The sequence below is a fragment of the Mesorhizobium captivum genome, assembly GCF_033977165.1.
Taxonomy (GTDB): Bacteria; Pseudomonadota; Alphaproteobacteria; order Rhizobiales; family Rhizobiaceae; genus Mesorhizobium; species Mesorhizobium captivum.
The window spans coordinates 23,747-49,349 of sequence record NZ_JAVIJB010000014.1 but is presented as its reverse complement, the minus strand read 5'-3'; the positions used below and the strand labels follow the sequence as shown (position 1 = coordinate 49,349).

The following is a 25,603-nucleotide window of genomic DNA, read 5'->3' as shown; positions in this document are numbered from 1 at the left end:
GTGCTTCCGCCCGATTACCTCAGGCGTAATTGGTTTCGCTCTTTCCTTGGGCGAAAAACGTCATGTCGAAACAATCCAACGAAGGATGAAGACAATGACCGACCTCAACACGATCGCCCGCAACTACATCACCGCCTGGAACGAGAGCGATGCGGCGCGCCGCAAGGCCTTGCTCGAGGCAGCCTTCACCAGCGACGTCAGCTATCGCGACCCGGTCATGCAGGGCGATGGCCATGCGGGCATCGCCGCGCTGATCGACGGCGTCCAGCAGCGCTTCGCCGGCTTCCGCTTCTCGCTGAAGGGTGAGCCGGACGGGTTCGCCGACCGCATCCGCTTCTCGTGGAATCTGGGACCCGAAGGCACAGAATCCGTCATCGAGGGCACCGACATCGGCGTCATCGAGAACGGCCGCCTGAAGAGCGTCACCGGCTTCCTCGACAAGGTGCCGGCGCAGTGAGGCTTGGCGGTTAAGGTAGGCGCGAGGCACCCCCCTCTGGCCTGCCGGCCATCTCTCCCTCAAGGGGGGAGATTGACTGTCACGCGGACCTTCGCCAATCGCCAGCACTGAAAAAAGCGCAACGGCGCCGAAGCTGCCAATCTCCCCCCTTGAGGGGGAGATGCCCGGCAGGGCAGAGGGGAGTGCCTCGCGCCCACTCATGTGACTACAGGGTGCCTCGCGCCCGCTCACGCGGTCACGCTCCGGATCGCCGGATAGAGCGCTCTGTACCGCTGATAGGCGTCGGCGAAGGCGCCGCCGAGGCCGGCGTCCGGATCGATCGTGACGTCGGTCGCCGGCGCGGTGCAGACGGCAAGCGGATCGGCACCTGTCGCGGCGATCAGGCCGAGCCGAGCCGCGCCGAAGGCGGCACCGAAATCGCCGTCGGCGGGAAGGTCGACCGGCACCTGCAGCGCGGTGGCGATCGCCTTCAGCCAGTAGCGCGAGCGTGAGCCGCCACCGATCGCTGTCACTCGGGTCAGCGTCGTGCCGGCCGTCTTCAGCGCTTCCAGGCTGTCGCGGAAGGCAAACGCCACGCCTTCGAGCACGGCCTGCGTCAGCGCGGCCCGGCTCGATTGATGGGCGAGGCCGGTGAACGAGCCGCGGATGGCGGAATCATTGTGCGGCGTGCGCTCGCCGGAGAGATAGGGCAGGAAGGTAACGCCTGTCGGCGCCTCGAGCGTGTCGCCGAGCTCGCCGGTCAGGTCGCCGGCGCTTCTTCCGGTGATTTCCGACAGCCAGTTGAGCGAATCGGTGGCCGACAGGATGACGCCCATCTGGTGCCAGGTGGCGGGCAGCGCATGGCAGAAGGTGTGCACCGCGCTTTCCGGATTGGGCAGGTAGGAAGCGTTTGCGGCAAACAGCACGCCCGACGTGCCGAGCGAGACGAAAGCGTGGCCGGCGCGAACCGTGCCCATGCCGCAGGCCGATGCCGCGTTGTCGCCGGCGCCGCCGGCAACCGGGATGCCGGCCGCAATGCCCCATTTCGAGGCGAGCTCGCCGCGCAGGGCGCCGGCCTTCGCCGTGCCTTCGGTGAGCGACGGCATCTGTCTTTCGTCGAGCGATGTTGCAGCGAGCAGTTCGGAGGACCAGCGCCGCTTGCCGACGTCGAGCCAGGACGTGCCGGCCGAATCCGACATTTCCGAAATGTGCTCGCCGGTCAGCCAGAGCCGCAAGAAATCCTTGGGCAGAAGCACCCTGGCCACCTTGGCGAAGATTGCCGGTTCGTTGTTCTTCACCCATGCAAGCTTCGGCGCCGTGAAGCCCGGGAACACGATGTTGCCGGTGAGCTTGCGGAAGCGCGGGTCGGCGTCGAGCGCTGCAGCCTCGACATGGCTGCGCGTGTCGTTCCACAGGATGCAGGGGCGCAGCACCTTGTCCGAGGCGTCGAGCAAGGTCGCGCCATGCATCTGGCCGGAAAGGCCGATGCCCTTGACGGCCGCGAGTTCCCTCGGATGGGAAGCTTGGAGCTCGGCAATCGCCGTCTCGCAGCACTCGATCCAATGCGCGGGGTCCTGTTCGGACCAGCCGGGATGCGGGCGCGAGACGTCGAGCGAGCCATGGCCGGAGCCGATCACCTTCTGCCCGGCATCGATCAGCAGCGCCTTGACGCCCGAGGTGCCCAGGTCGAGGCCGAGATACATGATTTCCTCCCACTGCCATTAATTTTTTCGGATCTCGAAAAAATCTGGCTTGGCCAGTTCTTATGACAAGATCCGCCTCGGGTCAATTCTCCGACAAATCGGCCGCGCTTCGCGAGAACAGCGCCGACAGCGGGCTCTCGGGCCGCGCCAGCTGGCGCTCGGCGGCCAACGCCCGGGCCAGTGCGCCATCACCGGCGCGAAGCGCGGCCTCGATTAGCGTCAGGTCGATCACGTCGCGCTGCGCGTGGCTGCCGCCGAAGCGATGGGCAATCGAGCGGATCGGCCGGATCAGGCGCGCCGCTTCGTCATAGTTGCCCGCGCCGAATGCCTTGACGGCAAGCGTCAGCGGGTGGCCGACGTCGCGGGTAAAGGCGGCATTGTCATCGCTGTCATCCATCGCTTCGCGTTGCGCTTCGAGCAAGGTCCGCGCCGGCGCCTCCAGCCCCGCGCCGACAAAGGCCATCATCGCATGCGCGTCGTTGAAGGCGTAATTGCCGGCGGCGGCCTTCGGCATCCAGTTCGCGGCAAGTGCTGCCCAGCGGTCGCCGACATCGACGTGGCCGAGATGCAGGCGCCACAGGATCGCCGAGGCATCGACCATGTTGAGCGCCAATGTCGAGCGGTCGCCGTAGATCGGCCCGTCATAGAGCTTGAGCACCTCGTCAGTCTCGCCGAGGTCGTAGTGGAACAGCGCCAGATGCCACCAATTGTGGATCTTGAGGAAGCTGTCCTTCGTCCACGCCTGCGGGTTGGCGCGCATCCAGGCGATGCCGTCTCTTTGCCGGCTTTGCATCTCCATGACATGTGCGACCGCGTGCTGCGCCCAGCCGTCGCGCGGCTCGATCGCGATCGCCTGCCGGCCGAAGGATTCTGCGCGGGCATAGTCGCCCATCTCCTCCAGCCCGAAGGCCTGCATGCCGAGAACGGCATGGTAGCCCGGCATCCCCCTTTTCCAGGCCGGCAGCGCCCGGCCGATGCGGTCGCGCAGCATGCGGGCATTGCCGGTGAAGAAGTCGATCTGGTGTCCGACCTGCAGTGCAAGCCCGTCGAGCGGATTGTCGATCGCGATATCCTCGAGGATGCGGGCGGCCTCATGCCAACGGCCCTCGGCGAGATGGCCGAGGGCGGACACATGCGCCTGTTCGCGCGTTGTGCCGGCCAGCGGCAGCGCTGCTTGGTGGCAGGATCGGGCAACCGCCGTTGCCTCCCGCTCGGTGGCGAGACCGAACAGATAGCCCTTGAACACATGCGCCATGACGAAGCCTGGATCGTCGGCGATGGCGCTGTCGACGGAAGCGACCGGGTCGCCGATGAAGCACTGCAGTTCGTGCACGGCCCGGCCGTAGGACGAAAAACCGGTGTCGGTCGCGCCTGAATAGGTCAGACCGAATGCGTCCTTCACCGCCATGCCGCGTCCTTCGATGCTACCGTCCTAGTCGAACTGAAGCGATCCTAGAACATCGCACGACGGCCCGCCAACCAGTAAGGACTGGGCTTCGACAATGTTGAGCCGGGCTTGGCCTCAGTTGCTGGAGCGCATCGCCACCGTGGCGATGCCGGCGCCGACCAGCAGTGCCCCGCCGCTGCGGTTGAAGATGCGGACCGCCTTCGGGTTGCGCACGATCGCGCGGGCCCTGGATGCCACCAGCGCATAGCCGAAGGCGTTGCTGAAGGCGAGCGCCAGGAAGGTCGTCTCGAAGATAAGCATCTGCGTCCAGAAATCGGCGTGCCGGTCGAGGAACTGCGGCAGGAAGGCGACGAAGAAGGTGATGCTCTTGGGGTTGAGCGCGGTGACCAGCCAGGCATGCGCCATCATCCTTGCCGCCGACACCGCGTCGGTGCGGGATTCCGCCTTCAGCGCGCCGCCGGCGCGGAAGAGTTTTATGCCGAGATAGATAAGATAGCCGGCGCCGATCACCTTAAGGATGGTGAACACGGTGGCCGAAGCCGCGAGCAGCGCGCCGATGCCGAGCATCGACAGCGTCATGGCGGTGAAGTCGCCGAGCGCGACGCCGACCGCCATGGGCAGCGCAGTGCGCCAGCCCTGGCCCAGCGCATAGGAGACGACCAGGAGGATCGTCGGACCCGGGATGACGAGAAGAATGGTGGAGGCGGCGGCAAAGGCAGCCCAGTTTTCGAAGGACATTTCCTACTCCTTGAGCGCAAAGAACAGGATAAATCCTGGGGTCGTCGCGATTGTAAAGAGGGCAATCGGGAAATCTTCGGCGCCGGCCTGGCGCCTTCTTTCGGCGAAGTAACGGGCTGTTAGGGTTAAGCCCGACCTTCGGCCTTTCACGCTTTTTCAACCATGAATGCTGAAAATGCCCGCCATTCGGCCGGACCGTGCTTCCCGCCGACAGCGTAGGGTCTGGTGCATGCGCGAGTTGCCGCAAAGTCTGACGCCGCCTTCGAACGGCGACACAATCGAAACCGAAATTCCGCTTTCCCGCCGCGCCATGCTTTCCGGCATGGGCGCCATGGCGCTGCTCGGCATCGCCGGCTGCAGCACCACCGAGACGCTCGATCTGCCGCAATTGCAGCTCGACGATACGGTGACAGGTTCCGTCCACCCGATGCGCCCGGCGATCAGCGTCGACAAGAACATCACCGGCCCGGACGTGATGTATGCTTCCCTCACCGATGGTGGCTTCCAGGTGCCTGTGGTGCCATGGCAGAAGGTCAAGCCGGAGTTCCGCCGCCAGATCGTGGTCGACAAGACCGGCGAGGCGCCCGGCACCATCGTCGTCCATCTCAAGGAACGCATGCTCTATCTGGTCCAGCCGGGCGGCGATGCCATCCGCTATGGCGTCGGCATCGGTAAGGACGGTTTCCGCTGGTCGGGTCGCGCCAACATCCAGTATGGCCGCGAATGGCCGGTCTGGACGCCGCCGCCGGAAATGATCCAGCGCAAGCCGGAACTGGTGAAATGGCAGGGCGGCCAGCCCGGCGGCCTTACCAATCCGCTCGGCGCCCGCGCGCTCTACATCTACCAGGACGGCAAGGACACCGGTTACCGCATCCACGGCTCGCCGGAATGGTGGAGCATCGGGCAGGCGATGTCGTCGGGCTGCGTGCGCCTGATCAACCAGGATATCATCGACCTCTATAACCGCGTCTCGAAGAAGAACCCGGTCGTCGTCGTCTGATTCGCGCCGACCTTCTTCTGATGCGTGCCGTTATCCCAAAACCGCTCCACACTTTTGGGCGGCACGCGTGAGTTTCTTCCGTTGCGCGATGCCGCAAGACAGGCGAAGGTGCCGTGAAAACCCTCGCCCGGGAGAAGAAGATCATGGCCGGAACTTTCGTCATCGCGCAGGGCGGCGGCCCGACCGCCGTCATCAACCAGACGGTCGTCGGCGCCACGCTGGAGATCCGCAAGCGCCACCCCGGCGCCAAGGTGCTGGGCTCGATCCATGGCGTGCGCGGCATCCGCGACGGCAACTATGTCGATCTCTCCGCCATCCCTGAGGACCAGCTGCGGCTGATCGCCGGCACGCCGAGCGCCGCCCTCGGTTCGACCCGCGACAAGCCTGACGCCGCCTATTGCGAGGTCATCCTCAACGGACTGAAGAAGGCCGGCGCCGATGCCTTCATCTATATCGGCGGCAACGACACCTCAGGCACCCAGCAAATCCTGACCGATGCCGCAGGCGGCACGATGGCTTTCGTGCATGCGCCGAAGACCATCGACAACGACCTCGAGGAGAACGACCACACGCCGGGCTTCATTTCGGCCGCCGAATTCGTCGCCGGTGCCTTCCTCTCCGTCGATCTCGATTTCCGCGCGCTGCCCGGCATCTATGTCGGCATCGTCATGGGCCGGCATGCCGGCTTCCTGACCGCCGCCGCGGCCGCCTGGCAGCTCGATCCCGACAGCGGCCCGCATCTCGTCTATGTGCCGGAGCGGCCCTTTTCCGCCGAACGCTTCATCGACGATGTCCGCAAGACGCTCGACCGCCACAAGCGCTGCATCGTCGCCGTCTCGGAAGGCGTCAGCACCGCCGACGGCAAGGCGCTGGTCGAAAGCCTGGTGCCGCCCGAAAAGCTCGAGCGCGACCAGCACGGCAACGTCAAATTGTCGGGCAGCGACCTGCCGGCGGCGCTCGAGCGCGCGCTGGCCGAAGGCCTGCCGGGCAAGCGGGCGCGTGTCGATGCGTTGGGTTACATGCCGCGCGGCTATGTCGGCGCCATCAGCGCCGTCGACGCCGAGGAAGCCTTCGATGCCGGCGCCTTCGCAGTTGCCGTCGCCGAGGAAGGCGGCGGCTCGGTGGCGCTGCAATTCGATGGAACGAAGACCGTACTGAAGAAGGTGCCGCTCAAGGCGGTCGCCGGCAAGACGCGTCACATGCCGGACGATTTCATGAAGCCCGACGTCAATCAGCTGTCAGAGGCCGGCATGGCCTATCTGAAGCGGCTGGTGCCGGAAAAGTACAAGGTCGGAAAGCCCTTCGTCTGATGGGCGAGCTTGCGGTGGGCGACTGGTTCGGCAAGGCCATTGTCGATACCAGGACGACGATGCTGACCGAGCCGTTCGTGCATGATTTCGTGCGCGCCAACATTTGGCATTTGAAGGGCCGGGACGCCGACCTGCTGGTCGACACCGGCATGGGCATCTGCCCGCTGGCGCCTGAGATCGACATGCCGGCGGGGAAGCCGCTGATTGTCGTCGCCACCCATATCCATCTCGACCATGTCGGGTCGCTGCATGAGTTCCCGTTGCGCATGGGGCCTGGGATCAGCGCGGCGCAGTTTGACAGCATGGATGATGCCGTCACCTACGCCTACATGTTCCACAATCTCGACGGTGCGGTGTCCAAATTGCCGGCGTCCGACTGGAAGGCGAGTGACTACCGGATTCCGTCGGCGCCGCTGACCCGCGCGCTCGACGAGGGCGATGTGGTCGATCTCGGCGACCGAAAATTTCGCGTCCTGCATCTGCCGGGACATTCGCCGGATTCGATCGCGCTTTTCGACGAGGCCGACGGCCTGTTCTTCGCCGGCGACGCCATCTATGACGGCATGCTGATCGACGATCTGCCGGATTCGGACCGTGCTGCCTATTGCCGCACCATGCAGCGGCTGCTCGACCTGCCGATACGCATCGGCCATGGCGGCCATGGCCCGAGTTTCAACGGCCAGCGCATGCGTGAGATCGCCTCCGCCTATCTGCGCCGGAGAGAGCGCTTCGTGAGCGCTCTCTGAATTAAATCTTCGTAAGGTCGCCTCAAAACCCTAATTCGGGCCATTCCGCACCCTAGATGCATGGCTGTCGATCCGGCCGGCTGTTCTGCGTGGCGAGACAGGCAATCCCGGTCGTCGACACGCCGACGGGTGCGTCCCTGGAAAAACCCGCGGCGCCAGATCAACTCTCGCCCGGACAGAACGACCATGTCACCTATCAGCATTCTTCGCAGACATCGCGTCGCGGCCCTGCTGGGCGCTGCGCTGATCATCTCTCCCGTTGTGGTCTCCTTTGCGCAAAACACCGGCAATGCCGGCCTGAGCAACGTGGTCGCCACGACACAGACGCCGGTCGCCGGCATCACCGCCCCGAACGGCTCGTTCGCGCCGGTTGTCGCCACCGCCAAGCCGGCCGTCGTCACGGTAACCACCGTGATGAAGGCGCAGGCCGGCCCAACGGGCGACGGCTCGCCCTTCGACGGCAATTCGCCCTTCGACCAGTATTTCCAGCAGTTCTTCGGCGACCAGGGCATGCCGATGCCGAAGACGCCACCGCAGCAGCAATCGCCGCGGCAGGAGGCTTTGGGCTCCGGCTTTATCGTCGGCGCGGACGGCACCATCGTTACCAACAACCACGTCGTCGACGGCGCGACCTCGATCAAGGTGACGCTGGACGACGGCACCGAGCTTCCCGCCAAGCTCGTCGGCCACGACGCCAAGAACGATCTGGCGGTGCTTAAGATCAAGGCGAGCAAGTCGCTGCCGACCGTCAAATGGGGCGATTCCGACAAGCTGATGACCGGCGACCAGGTGCTGGCGATAGGCAATCCGTTCGGCATCGGCACCACGGTCTCCGCCGGCATCGTCTCGGCACGCGGCCGCGACCTGCATAGCGGGCCGTTCGACGATTTCATCCAGATCGACGCGCCGATCAACCACGGCAATTCCGGCGGGCCGCTGGTCGACGTCAGCGGCAATGTCGTCGGTATCGACACCGCGATCTTTTCGCCCAATGGCGGCAGCGTCGGCGTCGGCTTCGCCATCCCGTCGAACCAGGCCCAAAAGGTCGTCGCCAAGCTGATGAAGGGCGGCGATATCGAATACGGCTATCTCGGCGTGCAGATCCAGCCTGTCACCCAGGATGTCGCCAGCGCCATCGGCCTCGATCATCCGGGCGGCGCGCTGGTCGCCCAGGTCACCGACGGGTCGCCGGCGGCCAAGGCCGGCATCGAGACCGGAGACGTGATCACCGGCTTCGGCGGCCAGGAGATCAAGGATCCGAAGGACCTGTCGCGCGCCGTCGCCGATGTCTCGCCAGGCGCCAAGGAGACGCTGAGTGTCTGGCGCAACGGCAAGGCCATGCAGATCTCCGCCGATGTCGGCCGCAACACCGAAGACGCGCAGACCGCTTCCAACGGCGAGGAGGGCAAGCCGTCCACCGAACAGGGTTTGCGCGTGCCGTCGCTTGGTCTTGGCCTGACCGACATCACGCCCGACATCCGCCAGCAGCTGAACCTTACCGACAACCAGCGCGGCGCCGTGGTCGAACGTGTCAACCCGGACAAGGCGGCTTCGTCCGCCGGCATCGAGCCGGGCGATGTCATCGTCGCCGTCGACCGCACGCCGGTAAAAAGCGCCAGGCAGGCAAACCAGGCGATCGCCGAGGCCGGCAAGTCCGGCAAGAAGTCGGTGCTGCTGCTGGTCGATCGCGGCGACGCGCAGATCTTCGTCGCCGTGCCTTTCGCCGCCGGCTGACAAACACAAGGACCTGCCGGTACGCCGGCAGGTCCTTCCCGAGATTTCTGTTGCCCGCCGGGGCGTCTTCGAGAACAGTGCCGGGATCGATCAAACCAATTGCGAGTGGTATCTCGATGGTTACCCGAGGCTTCTTTTCCGGACGGCGTCCTCCCTCGGACACCGATGCGCGCATCCCGCCGGGGCAATATCTGGAACAGGGTTTTCCGGTTCTCTCGGCAGGGCCTACCCCGCGCGTGCGCACCGAGGACTGGTCCTTCACGCTCAAGCACGGGCCGCGCCCGATCAAGAAGTGGAACTGGGCCGAATTCAACGCCCTGCCTCAGGGCAAGATGACCCGCGACATCCATTGCGTGACGGCCTGGACCAAGTTCAACACGCCCTGGCAGGGTGTGCTGATCGACGACGTTCTTGCCGATGCCGGCATCGAGCCGCCGACCGCCTTCACGCTGGCGCTGTCCTTCGACGGCTATTCAACCAATGTGCCGACCAAGGACCTCGTCACCGGCAAGGCGATGGTGGCGCTGCTTTACGAGGGCAAGCCGATAACCCCCGATCATGGCGGGCCGGCGCGGCTTTTGGTGCCGCATCTCTATTTCTGGAAGTCGGCCAAATGGGTGAACGGGCTGCAGTTCACTGAGCGCGACGAGCCGGGTTTCTGGGAGCTGCGCGGCTATCACATGTATGGCGACCCTTGGCGCGAGCAACGCTATTCAAGCGATCCGTGAGGGGCGATCCATGAGGGGCGATCTGTGAGGGGCGACCCATGAGCGCCGAGGCGCGGCCGCAATCGCCGTGGCAGGCGGCCACGATCACCCGCATCGAAAAGCGCACGCCGCGCGTCACCAGCTTCTGGTTCCAGCCGTCGCGGCCATTCGTCCATCTGGCGGGGCAGCATGTCGACATCAGGCTGACGGCGCCGGATGGCTATCAGGCGCGCCGGTCCTATTCCATCGCCTCCGCGCCGGAGGCAGGCGCGGGTATCGAGCTGGCGATCGAGCGGCTCGACGATGGCGAGGTTTCGCCTTTCTTCCACGATGTGGCGGAGGTGGGCGACGAGATCGAATTGCGCGGACCGCTTGGCGGCCACTTCATCTGGGAGGCGAGCGACGCCGGGCCGATCCTTCTGGTCGGCGGCGGTTCCGGCGTGGTGCCGCTGATGGCGATGGTGCGCCACCGCACCTTGCAAAAATCGGCTGCGCCGATCGCGCTGGTGTTTTCGGCCAGGGTCTGGGACGAGGTGATCTTCCGCGACGAATTGATCGGTCTTGACGACCGCCGCGACGGCTTCGATCTGGTGCTCACGCTGACGCGCGAGCAGGCTCGGCGCCCGGCCGACTATTCCCGGCGCGTCGATGCCCATATGATGGGCCAAGCCATGGAGCGGCTGCCGAAGGCGCCCAGGCTCGCCTATGTCTGCGGCTCGAACGCGTTCGTGTCGGCCGCCACTGAGGCCCTGATCGATGCCGGCGTTCCGGCAGGGCTCATCCGCACCGAGCGCTACGGCGTTTGAACGCTCGCCGTCTCAGCCCGCTCTGCGCGCCAGAACATATCGGACTCCACCTGCTTCAGCCGGCCATCCCGGAACGCCGATTTCTCCCTCCTTGGCCGCAACCGGCGACGCTTCCGAATCGGGTCCCGATCAGCCTCGAAATGGTTAACGGTATCGAAAAGTGACTATTAGGAGATTCTAAAATCGAACCGAACGGTTCGTTTCTGTTGACGGTGCGTGCAAGATGGGGTGAACATTGGCAGTCGGATACGTTTGGTGAGCCAAACGACGGAATGAGCTAAGCCAATGATTTTACCAAGGAAAAATCCTCAACTAGGAACCGATGGTACAATTTCAAGGTGTGGATTCATGGTCCAGCCGGAACAACTTCGTGATTGGAATCCGGCAGTCGGCTTACCCACATCGGCGCTGTCCGAACGACGCGATTTCATTCCCAAGACACGCCGCTAGACGGACGCAAAAACGATACTGGAGTACCAAAAATGAAAAAGATTGTCCTTACTGCCGCCGCCCTTCTGGCCATTTCCGGCAGCGCCTTCGCTGGTAGCGACAACTACGGTTCCAACGGCGCCAATCAGCCGGCTGCCGCGGTCGACACTTCCTACACGGCTTCGGTCAACAAGCCGGAACCGGCTGCCCAGAAGCCTGCTCAGGGCGCCGACCGCAACCTCTTCGGCAACAACTAACTGTCGAAACGCGGCCATGATTCGATGAGGGGCCATGGCCGGCAGAGACGGACGGCGGGGTTGCCCGCCGCCTCCACGGAATTCAGGATATTCAGGAGTACTAAAATGAAGAAGATCGTTCTTGCTGCCGCGGCCGTTTTGGCCCTGTCCAGCGCTGCCTTTGCGGCCAGCGACAACTACGGCTCCAAGGGTGCTGATCAGCCGGCCGCTTCGGTCGACACGACGCGCACTTCATCGGTCGGCTCCGACTCAGCGGTCTACAAGCTGCTGAACTCGTCGGGCGACGTGCACAAGTCGGCCCCGCAAGGCAGCGACCGCAACCTGTTCGGCCGCTAGACCGTGATGGCGTTTCGTTGAATCGCCATCGCGATCTAACTCTTTGCTGGAGCATGATCTTTTTCCGAAAACCGGTTCCCACTTTTCGGGATCATGCTCTAACAGCCGCAAACAGTTGAATGAAAAAGAGCGGCGGGCCAGGCCCGCCGCTCTTTGTTTTGCCGGGTCGCTCCTGAGGGACGAGGAAGACCTCAAGCCGCCTTCGCCTCCTCGCGCTGCAGCGTGAAGGAGTGCCCATTCGCGTCGAAGATATGCAGGTCGCCGGCGCTGGCATTCAGCCGCAAGGTCTCGCCGCGCTTGACCTCGACATTGCCGGGCAGCTTGGCCACCAGCGGCAGGTCGGCGCGGCCGATATCGACATAGACGAGCTGAACCTCGCCGAGCTGCTCGATATAGTCGACTTTGCCTTCGAACAGATAGTCCTGCCCGGTGGCGATCGCGAGATCCTCGGGCCGCACCCCGAAGCTCACCGCCGCGCCGTTCGCCGAGGCCGGCGTCGCGATCGGGACGGTGGCCTTGCGGCCGCCGACATGGCTGACCACGGTCGGGTTGCCGGCCTTCTCGATCTTCGCCGGCAGGATGTTCATCGCCGGCGAGCCGATGAACTGGGCGACGAACAGGTTGCCCGGCCGCTTGTAGAGCTCCATCGGCGTGCCGACCTGCTCGACAACGCCTTCCTTCAAAACGACGATGCGGTCCGCCAGCGTCATCGCCTCGACCTGGTCGTGCGTGACGTAGATCATCGTCGTGTTCGGCATCGATTCCTTCAGCTTTGCGATCTCGATGCGGGTGGCGACGCGCAGCGCCGCGTCGAGGTTCGACAGCGGCTCGTCGAACAGGAACACCTTCGGATTGCGCACGATGGCGCGGCCGATGGCGACGCGCTGGCGCTGACCGCCCGACATCGCCTTGGGCAGGCGGTCGAGATATTTGGTGAGTTGCAGGATCTCGGCCGCCTGGCGCACGCGCTTATCGATCTCGGCCTTGCTTTCCTTGCCGATCTTCATCGAGAAGGCCATGTTGTCGTAGACCGTCATATGCGGATAAAGCGCATAGGACTGGAACACCATGGCGATGCCCCGCATCGACGGCGGCACGTCGTTTACCACCTCGCCGTCGATCTGGAGCACGCCAGACGTGATCTCCTCCAGGCCGGCGATCGACCTCAGCAAGGTCGACTTGCCGCAGCCCGACGGCCCGACAAAGACGATGAATTCGCCCGATTTGATGTCCAGGTCGATGCCGTGGAGAATGTTGAGGTTGCCGTATGATTTCTTCACCTGGTTCAGCGTGACATCGGCCATGGTTTCCTCCTCCCAATGATTGTCTGTTCTAAACTCAGTCGATCCGCCCGAACCAGGCGCCATAGCCGCCGAGGCGGATGGGGCCAGTGCCAGCTTGTCCCGAAAAGCCATGCCCCTGCAAGGCCTGCAGCGAGCCTTTGCCGAGATCGACCTCGGCAGGCCTGCTGCCGAGGTTGAAGACGCAGGCGATGCGCTCGTTGCCTTCGCGTCGCGTGAAGGCGACGGTGTCGCCGTCGCTTTCGATGAAGTCGATGTCGCCCTTGCCCAGCGCCGGATGCTGGCGACGGAAAGCGAGGAAGCGCCGGTAGTGCTCGAGCAGCGAGCTCGCATCGCCCTGCTGCACGTTCACCGCCTGCGAAAGATGCTTGCCCGGCACCGGCAGCCAGGGCTTGGCGCTCGAGAAACCGCCATTCCTGGCCGCCGCTTCCCACACCATCGGCGTGCGGCAGCCGTCGCGGCCCTTGAATTCCGGCCAGAAACGAATGCCGTATGGGTCCTGCAGGTCCTCGAACTTGAGTTCTGCCTCGCCGAGGCCGAGCTCTTCGCCCTGATAGATGCAGACCGAGCCGCGCAGCGACATCAACAGCGCCGAGATCACCTTGAGGTAAGCGGTCGGGTCGGCCTCGTTGGCGGCCCAGCGCGAGGCCACCCGCATCACGTCATGATTGGAGAAGGCCCAGCAGGACCAGCCGTCGCTGGCGACCTGGCCGAACGCTTCCAGCACCGTCCGCACCTTCGCGGCGCTGATCTTTTCAGGTGCCAGGAAGTCGAAGGAATAGCACATATGCACGCGCTTGCCGTCGGCGGTGTAGGCGGCCACCACTTCCAGCCCGCGCTGCGAGTCGCCGACCTCGCCGACGGCGGCCTGCGCCGGATATTCGTCGAGCAGCGCGCGGAAACGCTCGAGAAAACCGAGGTTTTCCGGCCGGCTCTTGTCGTAAATATGGTCCTGGTAGTTGTAGGGGTTGACTGACGGCGCCGTCTGGTCGTTGCGCTCTTCCGGCGGCAGCGGCGGATTGTCCTCCAGCCCCTGGCTGTGGAAGTAGAAATTGATGGTGTCGAGGCGAAAGCCGTCGACGCCGCGCTCCAGCCAGAAGCGCGTGATGTCGAGCAGCGCGTCCTGGACTTCTCCGTTGTGGAAGTTGAGGTCGGGCTGCTCGGCCAGGAAATTGTGCATGTAATATTGCTGGCGGCTGGTGTCCCACTGCCAGGCCGAGCCGCCGAAGATCGACAGCCAGTTGTTGGGCGGCGTGCCGTCGGGCTTGGCATCAGCCCATACATACCAGTCGGCTTTTGGATTGGCGCGGCTCGAGCGGCTTTCCTTGAACCAGGGGTGGATGTCGGCGGTATGCGACAGCACCTCGTCGATCATCACCTTGAGGCCGAGGCGATGCGCTTCCGTCACCAGCGCATCGAAATCGGCGAGCGTGCCGAACATCGGGTCGACGTCGCAATAGTCCGACACGTCGTAGCCGAAATCCTTCATCGGCGATTTGAAGAAGGGCGAGATCCAGATCGCGTCGACGCCGAGCGAGGCGATGTAGGGCAGCCGCCGCACAATGCCTTTCAGGTCGCCGATGCCGTCGCCATTCGAGTCCTGATAGGAACGCGGATAGATCTGGTAGATCACCGCGCCCCGCCACCAGTCGCGATCGAGGGCGGGGTCCGGTCTCGAAGTCGCCTTCAAAGCCGATTGCATTTTTTCAACCTCCTTTCACCGAGCCGGCAAGCAGCCCGCGGACGAAATAGCGTTGCAGCGAGAAGAACACGATCAGCGGCACGATGATGGTCACGAAGGCCGATGTCGTGAGAATCTCCCAGTCGCCGCCTCGCGAGCCGAGCAGCGCGTTGAGCTTGGCCGTCAGCACGATCTGATCGGCCTCGGTACCGAGGAAAACCATCGCCACCAAGAGATCGTTCCATACCCACAGGAACTGGAAGATGGCGAAGGACGCGAGCACCGGGAAGGAGAGCGGCAGCACGATCTTGACGAAGATCTCGAAGTCGCTGGCGCCGTCGATGCGGGCCGATTCCATGATCTCGCGCGGCAGGCCGGCAATGTAGCTCCTGAGCAGGTAGATGGCGAAGGGCAGGCCGAAGCCGGTATGCGCCAGCCAGATGCCGAGATAGGTCTTCGACGGCACGCCGAAGAAGCTGCCGACGCCATTGTAGAGTTTCAACAACGGGATCAGCGACATCTGCAGCGGCACGACCAGCAGGCCGATGATGACGGCGATCAACAGTGCCCGGCCGGGAAAGCGCATCCAGGCCAGCGCGTAAGCCGCGAAGGCCGCGATCAGGATCGGGATGACGGTCGAGGGAATGGTCACCGTCAGCGAGTTCATGAAGGAGCGGCCGATGCCTTCAGAGAACAGCACCGTCCGGTAATTGTCGGTGGTGAATTTCGGCGGCGCCGAGGAGGCAAAGTAGACGCGTTGGCCGCGTTCGCCTTCGAATGCCTTCGGCGAGGACAGGGCAAAGCTGCCGTCGGCGTTGACTTGCAGGCTGACGCCGTCGCCGAGATCGGCCGCCGTGCCGGCGGGATATTGCGTCGGCGCCGACGACTTGACGCCGAAGGCGCTGATGTCGCGCTTGGTGCCGTCGCCGAAGATGTTGCCCTCGATGACGTATTTGCCGTCCTTCTGCGCCTGCGCTGACGCCGCCGGAAGCCGTCCGGCTTCGGTCTGGCTGGAACTGGCGAAGGAATTCCACCAGCCCGAGGCGATGATCTGGTCCTTGTCGCGCAGCGACGAGACGAGGATGCCGAGCGTGGGCACGGTCCAGATCGCCACGAAGACAAGCACCGCTATGTGGACGCCGAATCGGCTGGCAAAGGACTTTCCGGTCTTGGCGCTCATCTCAATGCCCTCCCGTCTCTTTGTTGGCCTGGCGGATATTCCAGACCATGATCGGAATGACGGCGATCATGATGATGATGGCGATCGTCGCGCCGCGGCCGAAGTCGCCGCCGCCGCGGAACATCCAGTCGAACATCAGATTGGCCAGCACCTGGCTGTTCCACTGGCCGTTGGTCATCGTCAGCACGATGTCGAACACCTTCAGCACCAGGATGGTGATGGTGGTCCAGACCACGGCGATGGTGCCCCAGATCTGCGGCACCATGATCTTCCAGAAGATCTGGAACGGATTGGCGCCGTCGATGACCGCGGCTTCCAGCGTCTCTTCCGGAATGCCGCGCAGCGCCGACGACAGGATCACCATGGCAAAGCCGGTCTGGATCCAGATCAGGATCACCATCAGGAAGAAATTGTTCCAGAACGGCAGCGATATCCACACCTGCGGCTGGCCGCCGAAATACTGGATGATGGCGTTGAGCAGACCGATCTGGACCTGGCCTTCGCCGCGATATTCGTAGATGAATTTCCAGATCACGCTGGCGCCGACGAAGGAGATGGCCAGCGGCAGGAAGATCAGGCTCTTGGCGATCGTGCCCCACCAGATCTTGTCGGTCAGCACGGCGATGATCAGCCCGAGGAAGGTGCAGGCCGCCGGCACCACCGCCAGCCAGACGATGTTATTGAGGATCGAGTTGCGGAACTCGCGGTCGCCGAACGCCCATTCGTAATTGGAGAAGCCGACGAAGCTCGCGCCGCCGCGATCGAGGAAGGAGAGCCTGAGCGTCTCGACGACCGGATAGATCAGATAGATGGTGAGGATGATCATCGCGGGGCCGACGAACAGCCATGGCCGCACCAGACCTTGCCGGCGCAGATTGTCGACGGCGGTGCTGCCCGAGACGCCGCGCGACGGGAAGATGACGTCGAGCAGTTTGTTGGCGCCCCAGAAATAGGCGACACAGCCGCCGACGCCGATGATGATGACGAATATGGCCGAGAAAATCTGAGCCGCCATGGGTCCCTCTCCCTGCGCATGACCGGCCAGGCAGGCCTGGCGATCGGATGCGCCGACTTCCAGTTATTCGGAACAATCGAACGCGAAGGCTTCCGGCGATTGCCGCCGGTCGGATCCGGGCCGTGGCCCGGATCCAGTAGGAGGATCAGGAAGTCTGATGCTTTGCCGCTGTCAGCGGCTTACTTGATGGCATCCCAGCTCTTCTGGATGTCGGTGGCGACGTCCTGGGCGGACTTGCCGCCGACGAGGTCGATCATGCCGGTCCAGAAGGAGCCCGCGCCGATCTTGCCGGGCATCAGGTCCGAACCGTCGAAGCGGAACGTCGAGGCGTTGGCCAAGATGTCGCCCTGCTTCTTCAGCGCCTCGCTGGCATAGGCTTCCTTGTTCACCGCCTTGTACGGTGTCACGAAGCCGCCCTGGGCCATCCAGATCTCATGCGCCAGCGGCATCTTCAGGAAGTCGATGAAGGCCCGCGCGCCTTTGGAGTCCTTGGTGATCATGACCAGCGTGCCGGCGCCGAGCACGGGCGTGCCGAGATCGGGCTTGGAAGCATAGGGCGGATAGTAGAAGAAATCGGCGTCCTGACCGATCTTGGTGCCTTCCGGGAAGAAGGTCGGGATGAACGAAGCCTGCTTGTGCATGTAGCATTTCGGCGGCACCGAGAAGAGGCCCTTCGGGCTGTCGCGGAAGTCGGTCGCCGCGACCGCCTTGGCGCCGCCGTCGACCATCTTGTCGTCGGTGGCGATCTTGCCGAAGATGTCGATGGCGTTGACCACGGCCGGGTCGTTGAACGGGATCTCGTTCTTCACCCACTTGTCGTAGACGTCGGGCGTCTGGGTACGCAGCATGATGTCTTCGACCCAGTCAGTCGCCGGCCAGCCGGTGGCGCCGCCGGAGCCGAGCCCGATGCACCAGGGCTTGCCGCCGTCGGCGATGATCTTCTTCTCGAGATCGGCGAGCTCTTCCTGCGTCTTCGGCACCTTGTAGCCGGCTTCCTCGAAATTGTCCGGCGAGTACCAGACCAGCGACTTTACGTCGGCTTTGTAGGGGAAGGCGAAGAAGCCGGGCTTGCCGTCCTTGTCCTTGAAGGTGCCGAGGTCGACCCATGACTGGCCGGCGCCGTAATTGTCCTTGATCCATTTGGCGGTGTCGTCGCCGAGCGGCGTCAACAGGCCCTTGGAGGCCAGATCCTGGATCAGGCCGGGCTGCGGCAGCACGGCGATGTTGGGCGGGCTGCCGGCCTGGGTGTCGATGACGATCTGCTGTTCGTAATTCTCCGACGAGGAGTATTTGATCTCGGCGCCGGTGGCTTCCTGGAAGTATTCGAGAACGGTGCGCACCAGGCCCTCGTCTTCGCCGCGCCACGGCCCGAAGATGGTCAGCGTCTCGCCCTTGAGATCGACTTTCTTGAGCTCGTCGTAATTCGCCCAGTGGAAGCGCGGGTCCTCGCCCGGCTTGAACTTCAGTTCGGCTTGCGCCGGCAGGCTAAAAGCGAGCGCGGCGAACGCGGCGCCCAAGAGAAGCATTTTCTTCATCGCAAATCCTCCCAGTGGTCAAAACAGTTCGGACGAAACCTCCATCTCGTCCGCCGACGCCCGCGGAACAGTGACTCAGCGAGAAGGCAACCGCAACCTTTCGGCGAGTCTTCCAAAGCGCTTTGGCTTTTTCAATCTCGCCATTGAATTGGGCGGAAGTCAAGAGGGTTACAGTACTAATCGATTTAAATCTCCACTCGACCAGCTAGAAGGTGCATTGCAGCATGCTTTTTTGGCGTTGCAGCAGCAATTTTGCTTCAAACTACCTTAAGCCGCCACTAAGGTCATTCTGTCTAGCGAGATCATCAGTCTCATCGGATCGATTCAAATTTAAAGCGCTTTGAGGCTGGAGGCCTCATGAACCTCAAGCAACTCTCGCACATGCTGTCGCTTTCGCAGACCACGGTGAGCCGGGCGTTGAACGGCTACCCGGAGGTCAACGAGGAGACGCGGCGCCGCGTGATGGATGCCGCCAAGCGCCATGGCTACCGGCCGAACCCCAGCGCGCGGCGGCTGGCCACCGGCAAGTCGGGCATGATCGGCTATGTGCTGCCGACCGGCAATGCCGTCGATATCGATCCGCATTTCGTCGAGTTCCTCTCCGGTCTCGGCGACTATGCCCGCTCGCACGAGCTCGACCTCGTGCTCTCGCCGGCCGACGCGGACGATCAGGAGACGACCTATCGGCGTATCGTCGCCAACCGGCAGGTCGATGCCGTCTACATCTCCTCGCCGCGGCCCACCGACCGGAGGCTGGCGCTGGTCAACACGCTGGGCATCCCTTTCATCGTCCACGGCCGCAGCGAGGGTTTTGATTTCGACTATCCCTATCTCGACATCGACAATGAGGGCGCCTTCCACGAGGCGGCGAGGCTTCTCGTCCAGCTCGGCCATAAGCGGCTGGCGCTGATCAACGGCGACGATCGCGAGACCTTCGCCATCCACCGCGAGCGCGGGATGCGCCGGGCGCTTGCCGCGAGCGGCCTGGCGCTTGGCGAACGCCACATCTGCTCGCTGACGATGACCGAGGAAAACGGCTATCGCGCCGCTCGGCGCCTGCTCGACCAAAGCGAATCGGCGACGGCGATCGTCTGCTCCAGCCTGATCATGGCGCTCGGTGTCGTGCGCGCCGTGCGCGATCTCGGCCTCACCATTCCGGGCGATCTGTCGCTGGTCGCCCATGACGACGTCTTCCCCTGGCTGCGGCCGGAGAATTTCCCGGTGCCGCTGTCGACCACGCGGTCCTCGATCCGGCTTGCCGGCGCGCGCGTCGCCGAGCGGCTGGCGGCACGGATATCGGGGCTGGAAGAGGGTGCTCGTGGCGAGGTCTGGCCGGTCGATCTGGTGATCAGGGGATCGGTCGGCGGTGCGCCGGCGTAGGAACGAAGGCGGCGAAGCGGGTAATCTCCCCCCCTTGAGGGGGAGATGTCGCCGAAGGCGACAGAGGGGGTCGCCGCGCGTAGAACGCCAACGTTCATCGGCGCCAGCAGGTCGAGCCCGGTCGGACCGACCCCCTCTGGCCTGCCGGCCATCTCCCCATCGAGGGGGGAGATCGGTAGCTCCCGCCCCCGGCGCCATGTCTTGACATCCAATCCCCCTTGCGGGGGAGATGGCCGGCAGGCCAGACGGGGGTACTGTCCCGCCGACATTACAGTATGAGAGGGAACCTATTCCTTCGCCGCTCCGGCCGCCTTGATGTCCAGCAGGCCGTAGCCGAAATCATTGTCTCGCCCCTTCGGGCCGAGATCCTTGGCGGTTGCCGCCAGCGCCTTCTCGATGTCGTCGGCGGAGCGGTCGGGCGCGGCATGGATCAGGTTGGCGATCGCGCCCGAGACGATGGCGGCGGCGAACGAGGTGCCGGTGACCATGTCGGAACCGGCGCCGCTCGGCGCCACCATCTCGACGCCGGGTGCCGAGATGAAGACATAGGCGCCGCGATTGGCCTGCGGCATCAGCCCGTCCTTGGCATCGGTGGCGGTCACGGCGATGACGCCGTCGAAGGCGGCTGGGTAGCCGTAGGGCGCCTTCGGTCCGTTGTTGCCTGCGGCGGCGACCAGCACCATGCCCAGCGCGCGCGCATTGCGGCAGGCGATGCCGAGCAGGTCGTTCTTCGGGCCGACGAAGCTCATATTGATGATGCGCACATCCTGTTCGGCCGCCCAATCGAGCGCCGACAGGATGACGTCCATGGTCGACTTACCGCCTTCGAACGCGCGTGCGTGAAAAATCCTGGCGCCGGGCGCCATGCCTTCCAGCGCGCCGACCCCGGCGATCAGCCCGTCGACCGAAGTGCCGTGATCACGCTTTTCGATCGGCACGTTCGGCATGGCGTCGAACTGGTCGGCGATCACGCCCTTCAGCGCCGGATTGGTGTCGTCGATGCCGGTGTCGATGACGGCGACGCGGACATTCTCGCCGCTCGCGTTCTTGGCATCGAGCGCAATGCGGTCGAAGGCATAATTCACGATGCCGGCCGCCTGCTGCAGCGAATAGATGTGGTTTGGCTCGCGGCGCTGCGTGCGGCCGTCGGCGGCAAGCTGCGCCAGCACCACGCCGACCGGTCGCCCGTCCGGAATGCCGTAGCGCACCAGCGTTGTGCCGAGCAGCCGCGACTGGCGCTGCGAGCGCACCTGCAGGCCGAAGGAATTGGCGATCTGCTGCACCGCGCCGGCATCGCCGCTCACCGTCACCAGCACTTCGTCGGGCACGAATTCGCCGCTGACCGCGCGCGGCGGCACGGCGAGATTGAGGCCGGTGGGTGGAGTGACAGGTCCGGTCGGCGCGGGAGCGGGGGTCGCGGGCGTGCCGGCTGAGCTGCTCGGTGGCGGCGATCCGTTCGGCTGTGTCGGCGTCGGCGGCGTGGGTTGGGCCGGCGGGTTCGGGAACAGGTCGACGATCAGCGCCGGCAGGAACACCGCGCCGCCGCCGGTCGTCGTGCCCGCGCCAGGCTTGCCGCCATCGTTTCTGCCGCCGTCCTTGTCGCAATCGGCGCCGGCCGCCGTCTTGCCATTGAGGCAGTCAATCTGCTTCTGCGAAAGATTCGGGTCGTTGGTCTGCGCAAAGGCAGGAGCGGCGACAAATGCCGCCGCGGCGAGGAATGCCGCATGAAGAATGACCGCCTTAGCCGCCATCGGCCGGTTTCCTTCCCTGCACCACAGCCTCCGCGAAAGGCTGGGCGGCAATAAGGCCGATGAGCTTGTCGTAATCGGCCGCCGTGGTCGCCGGGATTGTCACGTGGAACACCCCATCGGCCGTCGGCCCGCCGGCGATCTTCAGCCCGTTCTGGCCGAGGAAGGCGGCGATGTCCGACATCTTGGCGTCCGGCTTGAATTTCACCAAAGCGAAGGGCAGCTTCGCAAGATCGTCCTGAGCACCGGCCACCTCGAAGTCATTGCCCTTGCCGCCCGGCTGCTCGAAGGATTGCACCACGACCAGCGCAAGCAGCGCCGCGGCCGCCGCCCAGGCGACGCCGGCGGGCATCGCCGTAACCAGGCCGAACACCTTCGCCAGCCACGATTGGCCGGCAGGCGCGCGCACCGCGCCGGCCTCGGCGTCGAGCGCCCTGGCAAAGCGGGAGAGCGCATCGGCCGGCGGGCGGATCGCCTCGTTGGCGGCGGCGGTGCCGGAGAATTCGGCCTCCGCCTCGCCAAGCGCGGCCATCGCCGCAGGATCGGAGGCCAGCCATTCCTCGACCGCCTCCAGCTCGGCGCCTTCCAGCGAACCGTTCAGGTAGAACGGCAGCAGCATCTCCATCTCGTCGCGGCGCGACATCTTTTCAGCGGCGCTCATGGCCACCCCCTGTCGTAACCGGCGGCCTTGAGGGCCTCGCCGAGTTTCTTGCGGGCGTAGAACATCCTGGTCTTGACGGTCGCGACCGGGATATTGAGCACCTCGCCGATCTCGGTCACCGACTGGCCGTGGTAATAAGCAAGGTCGATCACCGTGCGGTGTTCTTCCGGCAAGGCATCGACGAAGCGGCGCAAGGCGGCGGCCTTGTCCTCCTTCATGGTGACGACTTCCGGCGTGTCGGCGCTGTCGGGAACTTGCGCCGCGTCATCGTCGTCGATCCAGTCTTCCTTCTTCTTGCGCAGCAGGGACAGCGCCTTGAAGCGGGCGATGCCGAGCAGCCACGTCGAGACTTCGGAGCGGCCTTCGAAGCCCGGCGCCTGTCGCCACAGCTCGAGAAAGACCTCGTTGGTGATATCGTCGGCCATCATTTCCGATCCCGTCTGGCGCGCCACGAAGCGGTAGATCCGCGCGTGGTGACGCATGAACAGGAGCCGCACGGCGGCCCGGTCGCCCTTCGCGACCCGGTCTACAAGCGCGCGATCGGTTTCGGTCGCCGCATTCATGGCCGGTCGAGCCGCCTGGCTCCTCGTGGCTTTGTCGCTGATCGGTCCAAAAAGGTTCATCCTCCGCCAAGGAATTTTTGGAAGCTAGCCGAAGAAAGGAAGCGTTGCCAGAGGGCAGGGTCTCCCCTTCTCTCCTTGTGGGAGAAGGTGGCCGAGCGAAGCTCGGTCGGATGAGGGGTGTTGGACGGAGTGAGGCGGATGAAAGTCAGGCGATTGAAATCTTTATATTTCCTGCGTCGCGATCCTTCCAACACCCCTCATCCGTCTCGGCGCTGCGCGCCGATCCACCCCCTCCCACAAGGGGAGAAGGAGAGGACAGCACTCACTCCAAAAACACCTTCCCCTTCATCGTCTCGGGTATCGCCACGCCGAGCCGGCTTAGCACCGTCGGCGCGAGCTGCAACTGGCCAAGCCCCAGAAGCGCAGAGAAGAGGAAACCAGCTCAGTTGCCGGCGCTCTCCATGCGCCGGCCCGCGATGGCCTTCTCCAGCCAGCCGATCTCCATTTCGGGAACGGAAGACAACAGAAGATCGGTGTAGGCGTCGAAGGGCGGCGTCAGCACCTTGCTCTTGGAGCCGTAGCGGACCACCTCGCCGCGATACATGACCGCGATCGAATCGGCGATCGACTTCACGGTCGCGAGGTCATGGGTGATGAAGAGATAGGCCACCTTCTCGATCTGCTGCAAATTGAGGAGTAGCTTGAGGATGCCGTGCGCGACCAGCGGGTCGAGCGCCGAGGTCACCTCGTCGCAGATGATCAGCTTCGGCTTGGCGGCGAGCGAGCGGGCGATGCAGACGCGCTGCTTCTGACCGCCGGAAAGCTCGGCCGGATAGCGGTCGATGAAGCCCTTGCCCATCTCGATCTCGTCGAGCAGCTCGGCGACGCGCTTGTCGCGTTCGCGGCCCTTCATGCCGAAATAGAACTCCAGCGGCCGGCCGATGATGGTGCCCACCGTCTGGCGCGGGTTCATTGCCACGTCGGCCATCTGGTAGATCATCTGCAACTGGCGCAAATCCTCCTTGGGCCGATCGGAAAGCCTGTTGCCGAGTGTGCGGCCGTCGAAGACGACGCTGCCTTGCTCGGGCGGTAACAGGCCGGTGATGGCGCGCGCCAGTGTCGACTTGCCGGAGCCGCTCTCGCCGACGACGGCCAGCGTCTGGCCGGGATGGATGTCGACCGAGACGTTTTTCAGCACCTTGACGTGGCCGCCGCCATAGGCGGCCGTCACGTTCTTCACCGACAGCATCGGCGTCGTGCCGGGCTGTTGTTCCTTGTGCTCGATCTCATGCACCGAAACCAGCGCGTTGGTGTATTCCTGGCGCGGCTCCTTGATGATCTGGCGGGTACCGCCCCATTCGACCAGCCGGCCATGGCGCAGCACCATGATCTCGTCCGACACCTGCGCCACGACGGCCAGGTCGTGGGTGATGTAGAGCGCCGCCACATGGGTGTCGCGGATGGCATCCTTGATCGCTGACAGCACGTCGATCTGCGTCGTCACGTCGAGCGCCGTCGTCGGCTCATCGAAGACGATCAGGTCCGGCTCCGAGCACAGCGCCATCGCCGTCATCACGCGCTGCAGCTGGCCGCCGGAGACCTGGTGCGGGAAACGCTCGCCGATGGTTTCGGGATTGGGCAGGCTGAGCTTCTTGAACAGGGCGACGGCGCGTTTCTCGGCCTCAGCCCGGGTAGCGGTGCCGTGCAGGAGCGTGGCCTCAACCACCTGGTCCATCAGCCGGTGCGCCGGATTGAAGGCCGCCGCGGCCGACTGGGCGACATAGCAGACTTCGCGGCCGCGCAGCTTGCGCAAGCCGTCCTTGCCGCCCTTCAGTATGTCGCGGCCGTTGAGGATGACCTCGCCGCCGGTGATGCGTACGCCGCCGCGGCCATAGCCCATGGAGGACAGGCCGATGGTCGACTTGCCGGCGCCGGATTCGCCGATCAGGCCGAGCACCTTGCCCTTCTCCAGCGTCAGCGAGACGTCGTGGACCAGGGTGATCGTCTTCGGCGCCTCGCCGGGCGGATAGACGGTCGCCTCGATGCGCAGATTGCGGATTTCGAGGAGCCGGCCGGAATTCGCTTTGCTGTCAGCCATCACCCGCGCCCTCCCTTCAGGCTTGTCGTGCGGTTGAGCACCCAGTCGGCGACGAGATTGACCGAGATCGCCAGCGCCGCGATCGCCGCGGCCGGGATCAGCGCCGCCGGAATGCCGAAGACGATGCCGTCCTTGTTTTCCTTCACCATGCCGCCCCAGTCGGCGTCCGGCGGCTGCACGCCGAGGCCGAGGAAGGAGAGTGTCGACAGGAAAAGCACGGCATAGATGAAGCGCAGGCCGAGTTCCGAGACCAGCGGCGACAGCGCATTGGGCAGGATCTCGCGGAAGATGATCCAGCCGCTGCCTTCGCCGCGCAGCTTGGCGGCCTCGACATAATCCATGACGTTGATGTCGACGGCGACGGCGCGCGACAGCCGGTAGACGCGAGTCGAATCGAGGATGCCCATGACCAGGATCAGCGTCACCAGGTTGGAGGGCAGCACAGACAGCACGACGAGGCCCATGATCAGGGTCGGGATCGACATCAAGAGGTCGACGAGGCGGGACAGGATCGTGTCGTACCAGCCGCCGAACACCGCCGCCGAGAAGCCGAGGATGGCGCCGAGAGAGAAGGATAGCGCAGTTGCCAGCACCGCGATGAACAGCGTTATGCGGGCGCCGTAGATCATGCGGGACAAGAGATCCCGGCCGAGATTGTCGGTGCCCAGCCAATGGGCCGCCGACATCGGTTCCCAAGGGACGTCGCTCACGATCTCGGCATTGCCGTGCGGCGCGATCCAGGGCGCCAGGATTGCCGCCAGCACGAACAGCCCCGTCAGCGCTAGGCCGATCAGCGATGCGATGGGGATGCGTCTGATATCGAGCATACCG

The 25,603-nt window shown here is 64.5% G+C and carries 23 protein-coding genes and 1 pseudogene; 10 read left to right on the top strand and 14 right to left on the bottom strand.

The annotated features are described in order from the left end of the window. Positions 1–94: 94 nt before the first annotated feature. Positions 95–457: a nuclear transport factor 2 family protein gene (locus RFM40_RS14240; protein ID WP_320225030.1), complete on the top strand. Its 363-nt coding sequence runs from the start codon at positions 95–97 to the stop codon at positions 455–457. 227 nt (positions 458–684) lie between these two features. Here RFM40_RS14240 and xylB read toward each other — a convergent pair whose 3' ends face one another. The 3 genes from xylB to RFM40_RS14225 form a co-directional block, all read right to left on the bottom strand. After that, positions 685–2,139 carry a xylulokinase gene (gene xylB / locus RFM40_RS14235; RefSeq protein ID WP_320225029.1) on the bottom strand — a complete coding sequence of 485 codons (1,455 nt, stop codon included), beginning with the start codon at positions 2,137–2,139 and terminating at the stop codon, positions 685–687. An 82-nt stretch (positions 2,140–2,221) separates the two neighbouring features. Continuing rightward, the gene (locus RFM40_RS14230; protein ID WP_320225027.1) at positions 2,222–3,547 is read right to left on the bottom strand and encodes a tetratricopeptide repeat protein; all 1,326 of its coding nucleotides are present in this window, start codon (positions 3,545–3,547) and stop codon (positions 2,222–2,224) included. Between the two features lie 114 nt (positions 3,548–3,661). After that, the gene (locus tag RFM40_RS14225) at positions 3,662–4,285 is read right to left on the bottom strand and encodes a LysE family translocator (RefSeq protein ID WP_320225026.1); all 624 of its coding nucleotides are present in this window, start codon (positions 4,283–4,285) and stop codon (positions 3,662–3,664) included. 310 nt (positions 4,286–4,595) lie between these two features. Between RFM40_RS14225 and RFM40_RS14220 the strand changes: the two genes are divergently transcribed. The 8 genes from RFM40_RS14220 to RFM40_RS14185 all read left to right on the top strand — a co-directional run bounded on the left by RFM40_RS14220 (position 4,596) and on the right by RFM40_RS14185 (position 11,610). Then, positions 4,596–5,285, top strand: coding sequence for a L,D-transpeptidase (locus tag RFM40_RS14220; protein ID WP_320225236.1), 690 nt, complete (start codon positions 4,596–4,598; stop codon positions 5,283–5,285). 143 nt (positions 5,286–5,428) lie between these two features. Next, entirely contained in the window at positions 5,429–6,595 is a 1,167-nt protein-coding gene (locus RFM40_RS14215; protein ID WP_320225235.1) for a diphosphate--fructose-6-phosphate 1-phosphotransferase, read from the top strand. Continuing rightward, positions 6,595–7,341: an MBL fold metallo-hydrolase gene (locus RFM40_RS14210; protein ID WP_320277706.1), complete on the top strand. Its 747-nt coding sequence runs from the start codon at positions 6,595–6,597 to the stop codon at positions 7,339–7,341. The genes RFM40_RS14215 and RFM40_RS14210 overlap by 1 nt, the downstream gene beginning before the upstream one ends. 186 nt (positions 7,342–7,527) lie before the next feature. Then, positions 7,528–9,075 (top strand): DegQ family serine endoprotease, encoded by a 1,548-nt coding sequence (locus RFM40_RS14205; RefSeq protein ID WP_320225023.1) that lies wholly within the window; start codon positions 7,528–7,530, stop codon positions 9,073–9,075. Positions 9,076–9,191: 116 nt separating this feature from the next. After that, the gene (locus RFM40_RS14200; RefSeq protein ID WP_320218343.1) at positions 9,192–9,803 is read left to right on the top strand and encodes a molybdopterin-dependent oxidoreductase; all 612 of its coding nucleotides are present in this window, start codon (positions 9,192–9,194) and stop codon (positions 9,801–9,803) included. 38 nt (positions 9,804–9,841) lie between these two features. After that, positions 9,842–10,588 carry a ferredoxin reductase gene (locus tag RFM40_RS14195; RefSeq protein ID WP_320225022.1) on the top strand — a complete coding sequence of 249 codons (747 nt, stop codon included), beginning with the start codon at positions 9,842–9,844 and terminating at the stop codon, positions 10,586–10,588. A 482-nt stretch (positions 10,589–11,070) separates the two neighbouring features. Beyond that, the gene (locus RFM40_RS14190) at positions 11,071–11,274 is read left to right on the top strand and encodes a DUF680 domain-containing protein (RefSeq protein ID WP_320225021.1); all 204 of its coding nucleotides are present in this window, start codon (positions 11,071–11,073) and stop codon (positions 11,272–11,274) included. Positions 11,275–11,379: 105 nt separating this feature from the next. Then, positions 11,380–11,610 (top strand): DUF680 domain-containing protein, encoded by a 231-nt coding sequence (locus tag RFM40_RS14185; RefSeq protein ID WP_292339601.1) that lies wholly within the window; start codon positions 11,380–11,382, stop codon positions 11,608–11,610. Positions 11,611–11,801: 191 nt separating this feature from the next. Here the strand turns inward: RFM40_RS14185 and RFM40_RS14180 are convergent, their stop codons facing one another. The 5 genes from RFM40_RS14180 to RFM40_RS14160 all read right to left on the bottom strand — a co-directional run bounded on the left by RFM40_RS14180 (position 11,802) and on the right by RFM40_RS14160 (position 18,322). Beyond that, positions 11,802–12,914 carry an ABC transporter ATP-binding protein gene (locus RFM40_RS14180; RefSeq protein WP_320277705.1) on the bottom strand — a complete coding sequence of 371 codons (1,113 nt, stop codon included), beginning with the start codon at positions 12,912–12,914 and terminating at the stop codon, positions 11,802–11,804. A 34-nt stretch (positions 12,915–12,948) separates the two neighbouring features. Next, positions 12,949–14,613, bottom strand: a complete 1,665-nt coding sequence (gene bglA, locus RFM40_RS14175) for a beta-galactosidase BglA (protein WP_320225019.1) — start codon at positions 14,611–14,613, stop codon at positions 12,949–12,951. Between the two features lie 4 nt (positions 14,614–14,617). After that, positions 14,618–15,772, bottom strand: a complete 1,155-nt coding sequence (locus RFM40_RS14170; protein WP_320225018.1) for a carbohydrate ABC transporter permease — start codon at positions 15,770–15,772, stop codon at positions 14,618–14,620. A gap of 1 nt (position 15,773) precedes the next feature. Continuing rightward, on the bottom strand, positions 15,774–16,787 hold the full coding sequence (locus RFM40_RS14165; RefSeq protein WP_320225017.1) for a carbohydrate ABC transporter permease: 1,014 nt from the start codon (positions 16,785–16,787) through the stop codon (positions 15,774–15,776). Positions 16,788–16,966: 179 nt separating this feature from the next. Continuing rightward, entirely contained in the window at positions 16,967–18,322 is a 1,356-nt protein-coding gene (locus tag RFM40_RS14160) for an ABC transporter substrate-binding protein (RefSeq protein ID WP_126096648.1), read from the bottom strand. Between the two features lie 357 nt (positions 18,323–18,679). On the opposite strand from RFM40_RS14160, the gene RFM40_RS14155 reads away from it, so the two are divergent. Further along, complete coding sequence (locus RFM40_RS14155; protein ID WP_320225016.1) at positions 18,680–19,702, top strand: LacI family DNA-binding transcriptional regulator; 1,023 nt, start codon at positions 18,680–18,682, stop codon at positions 19,700–19,702. A gap of 287 nt (positions 19,703–19,989) precedes the next feature. Here RFM40_RS14155 and RFM40_RS14150 read toward each other — a convergent pair whose 3' ends face one another. The 6 genes and pseudogenes from RFM40_RS14150 to RFM40_RS14125 all read right to left on the bottom strand — a co-directional run bounded on the left by RFM40_RS14150 (position 19,990) and on the right by RFM40_RS14125 (position 25,599). Next, positions 19,990–21,453 (bottom strand): S8 family serine peptidase, encoded by a 1,464-nt coding sequence (locus tag RFM40_RS14150; protein ID WP_320225015.1) that lies wholly within the window; start codon positions 21,451–21,453, stop codon positions 19,990–19,992. Next, entirely contained in the window at positions 21,443–22,111 is a 669-nt protein-coding gene (locus tag RFM40_RS14145; protein WP_320225014.1) for an anti-sigma factor, read from the bottom strand. The genes RFM40_RS14150 and RFM40_RS14145 overlap by 11 nt, the downstream gene beginning before the upstream one ends. After that, positions 22,108–22,674, bottom strand: a complete 567-nt coding sequence (locus tag RFM40_RS14140) for a sigma-70 family RNA polymerase sigma factor (RefSeq protein WP_040974984.1) — start codon at positions 22,672–22,674, stop codon at positions 22,108–22,110. The genes RFM40_RS14145 and RFM40_RS14140 overlap by 4 nt, the downstream gene beginning before the upstream one ends. A 322-nt stretch (positions 22,675–22,996) precedes the next feature. Then, positions 22,997–23,086: pseudogene (locus RFM40_RS14135) on the bottom strand (alkaline phosphatase family protein); the annotation flags it as partial. A gap of 30 nt (positions 23,087–23,116) precedes the next feature. Continuing rightward, on the bottom strand, positions 23,117–24,772 hold the full coding sequence (locus RFM40_RS14130) for an ABC transporter ATP-binding protein (protein ID WP_320225013.1): 1,656 nt from the start codon (positions 24,770–24,772) through the stop codon (positions 23,117–23,119). Next, the gene (locus RFM40_RS14125) at positions 24,772–25,599 is read right to left on the bottom strand and encodes an ABC transporter permease (protein WP_320225012.1); all 828 of its coding nucleotides are present in this window, start codon (positions 25,597–25,599) and stop codon (positions 24,772–24,774) included. The genes RFM40_RS14130 and RFM40_RS14125 overlap by 1 nt, the downstream gene beginning before the upstream one ends. Between the last annotated feature and the right edge of the window lie 4 nt (positions 25,600–25,603).

Coding starts and splice junctions, on each gene's coding strand:
- RFM40_RS14230 (WP_320225027.1), bottom strand. CDS start 3,547: ATGGCGGTGAAGGACGCATTCGGTCTGACCTATTCAGGCGCGACCGAC.
- RFM40_RS14150 (WP_320225015.1), bottom strand. CDS start 21,453: ATGGCGGCTAAGGCGGTCATTCTTCATGCGGCATTCCTCGCCGCGGCG.
- RFM40_RS14170 (WP_320225018.1), bottom strand. CDS start 15,772: ATGAGCGCCAAGACCGGAAAGTCCTTTGCCAGCCGATTCGGCGTCCAC.
- RFM40_RS14195 (WP_320225022.1), top strand. CDS start 9,842: ATGAGCGCCGAGGCGCGGCCGCAATCGCCGTGGCAGGCGGCCACGATC.
- RFM40_RS14165 (WP_320225017.1), bottom strand. CDS start 16,787: ATGGCGGCTCAGATTTTCTCGGCCATATTCGTCATCATCATCGGCGTC.
- RFM40_RS14185 (WP_292339601.1), top strand. CDS start 11,380: ATGAAGAAGATCGTTCTTGCTGCCGCGGCCGTTTTGGCCCTGTCCAGC.
- RFM40_RS14160 (WP_126096648.1), bottom strand. CDS start 18,322: ATGAAGAAAATGCTTCTCTTGGGCGCCGCGTTCGCCGCGCTCGCTTTT.
- RFM40_RS14125 (WP_320225012.1), bottom strand. CDS start 25,599: ATGCTCGATATCAGACGCATCCCCATCGCATCGCTGATCGGCCTAGCG.
- RFM40_RS14200 (WP_320218343.1), top strand. CDS start 9,192: ATGGTTACCCGAGGCTTCTTTTCCGGACGGCGTCCTCCCTCGGACACC.
- RFM40_RS14140 (WP_040974984.1), bottom strand. CDS start 22,674: ATGAATGCGGCGACCGAAACCGATCGCGCGCTTGTAGACCGGGTCGCG.
- RFM40_RS14145 (WP_320225014.1), bottom strand. CDS start 22,111: ATGAGCGCCGCTGAAAAGATGTCGCGCCGCGACGAGATGGAGATGCTG.
- RFM40_RS14190 (WP_320225021.1), top strand. CDS start 11,071: ATGAAAAAGATTGTCCTTACTGCCGCCGCCCTTCTGGCCATTTCCGGC.
- bglA (WP_320225019.1), bottom strand. CDS start 14,613: ATGCAATCGGCTTTGAAGGCGACTTCGAGACCGGACCCCGCCCTCGAT.
- RFM40_RS14220 (WP_320225236.1), top strand. CDS start 4,596: ATGCTTTCCGGCATGGGCGCCATGGCGCTGCTCGGCATCGCCGGCTGC.
- RFM40_RS14155 (WP_320225016.1), top strand. CDS start 18,680: ATGAACCTCAAGCAACTCTCGCACATGCTGTCGCTTTCGCAGACCACG.
- RFM40_RS14225 (WP_320225026.1), bottom strand. CDS start 4,285: ATGTCCTTCGAAAACTGGGCTGCCTTTGCCGCCGCCTCCACCATTCTT.
- RFM40_RS14130 (WP_320225013.1), bottom strand. CDS start 24,772: ATGGCTGACAGCAAAGCGAATTCCGGCCGGCTCCTCGAAATCCGCAAT.
- RFM40_RS14215 (WP_320225235.1), top strand. CDS start 5,429: ATGGCCGGAACTTTCGTCATCGCGCAGGGCGGCGGCCCGACCGCCGTC.
- RFM40_RS14240 (WP_320225030.1), top strand. CDS start 95: ATGACCGACCTCAACACGATCGCCCGCAACTACATCACCGCCTGGAAC.
- RFM40_RS14180 (WP_320277705.1), bottom strand. CDS start 12,914: ATGGCCGATGTCACGCTGAACCAGGTGAAGAAATCATACGGCAACCTC.
- RFM40_RS14205 (WP_320225023.1), top strand. CDS start 7,528: ATGTCACCTATCAGCATTCTTCGCAGACATCGCGTCGCGGCCCTGCTG.
- RFM40_RS14210 (WP_320277706.1), top strand. CDS start 6,595: ATGGGCGAGCTTGCGGTGGGCGACTGGTTCGGCAAGGCCATTGTCGAT.
- xylB (WP_320225029.1), bottom strand. CDS start 2,139: ATGTATCTCGGCCTCGACCTGGGCACCTCGGGCGTCAAGGCGCTGCTG.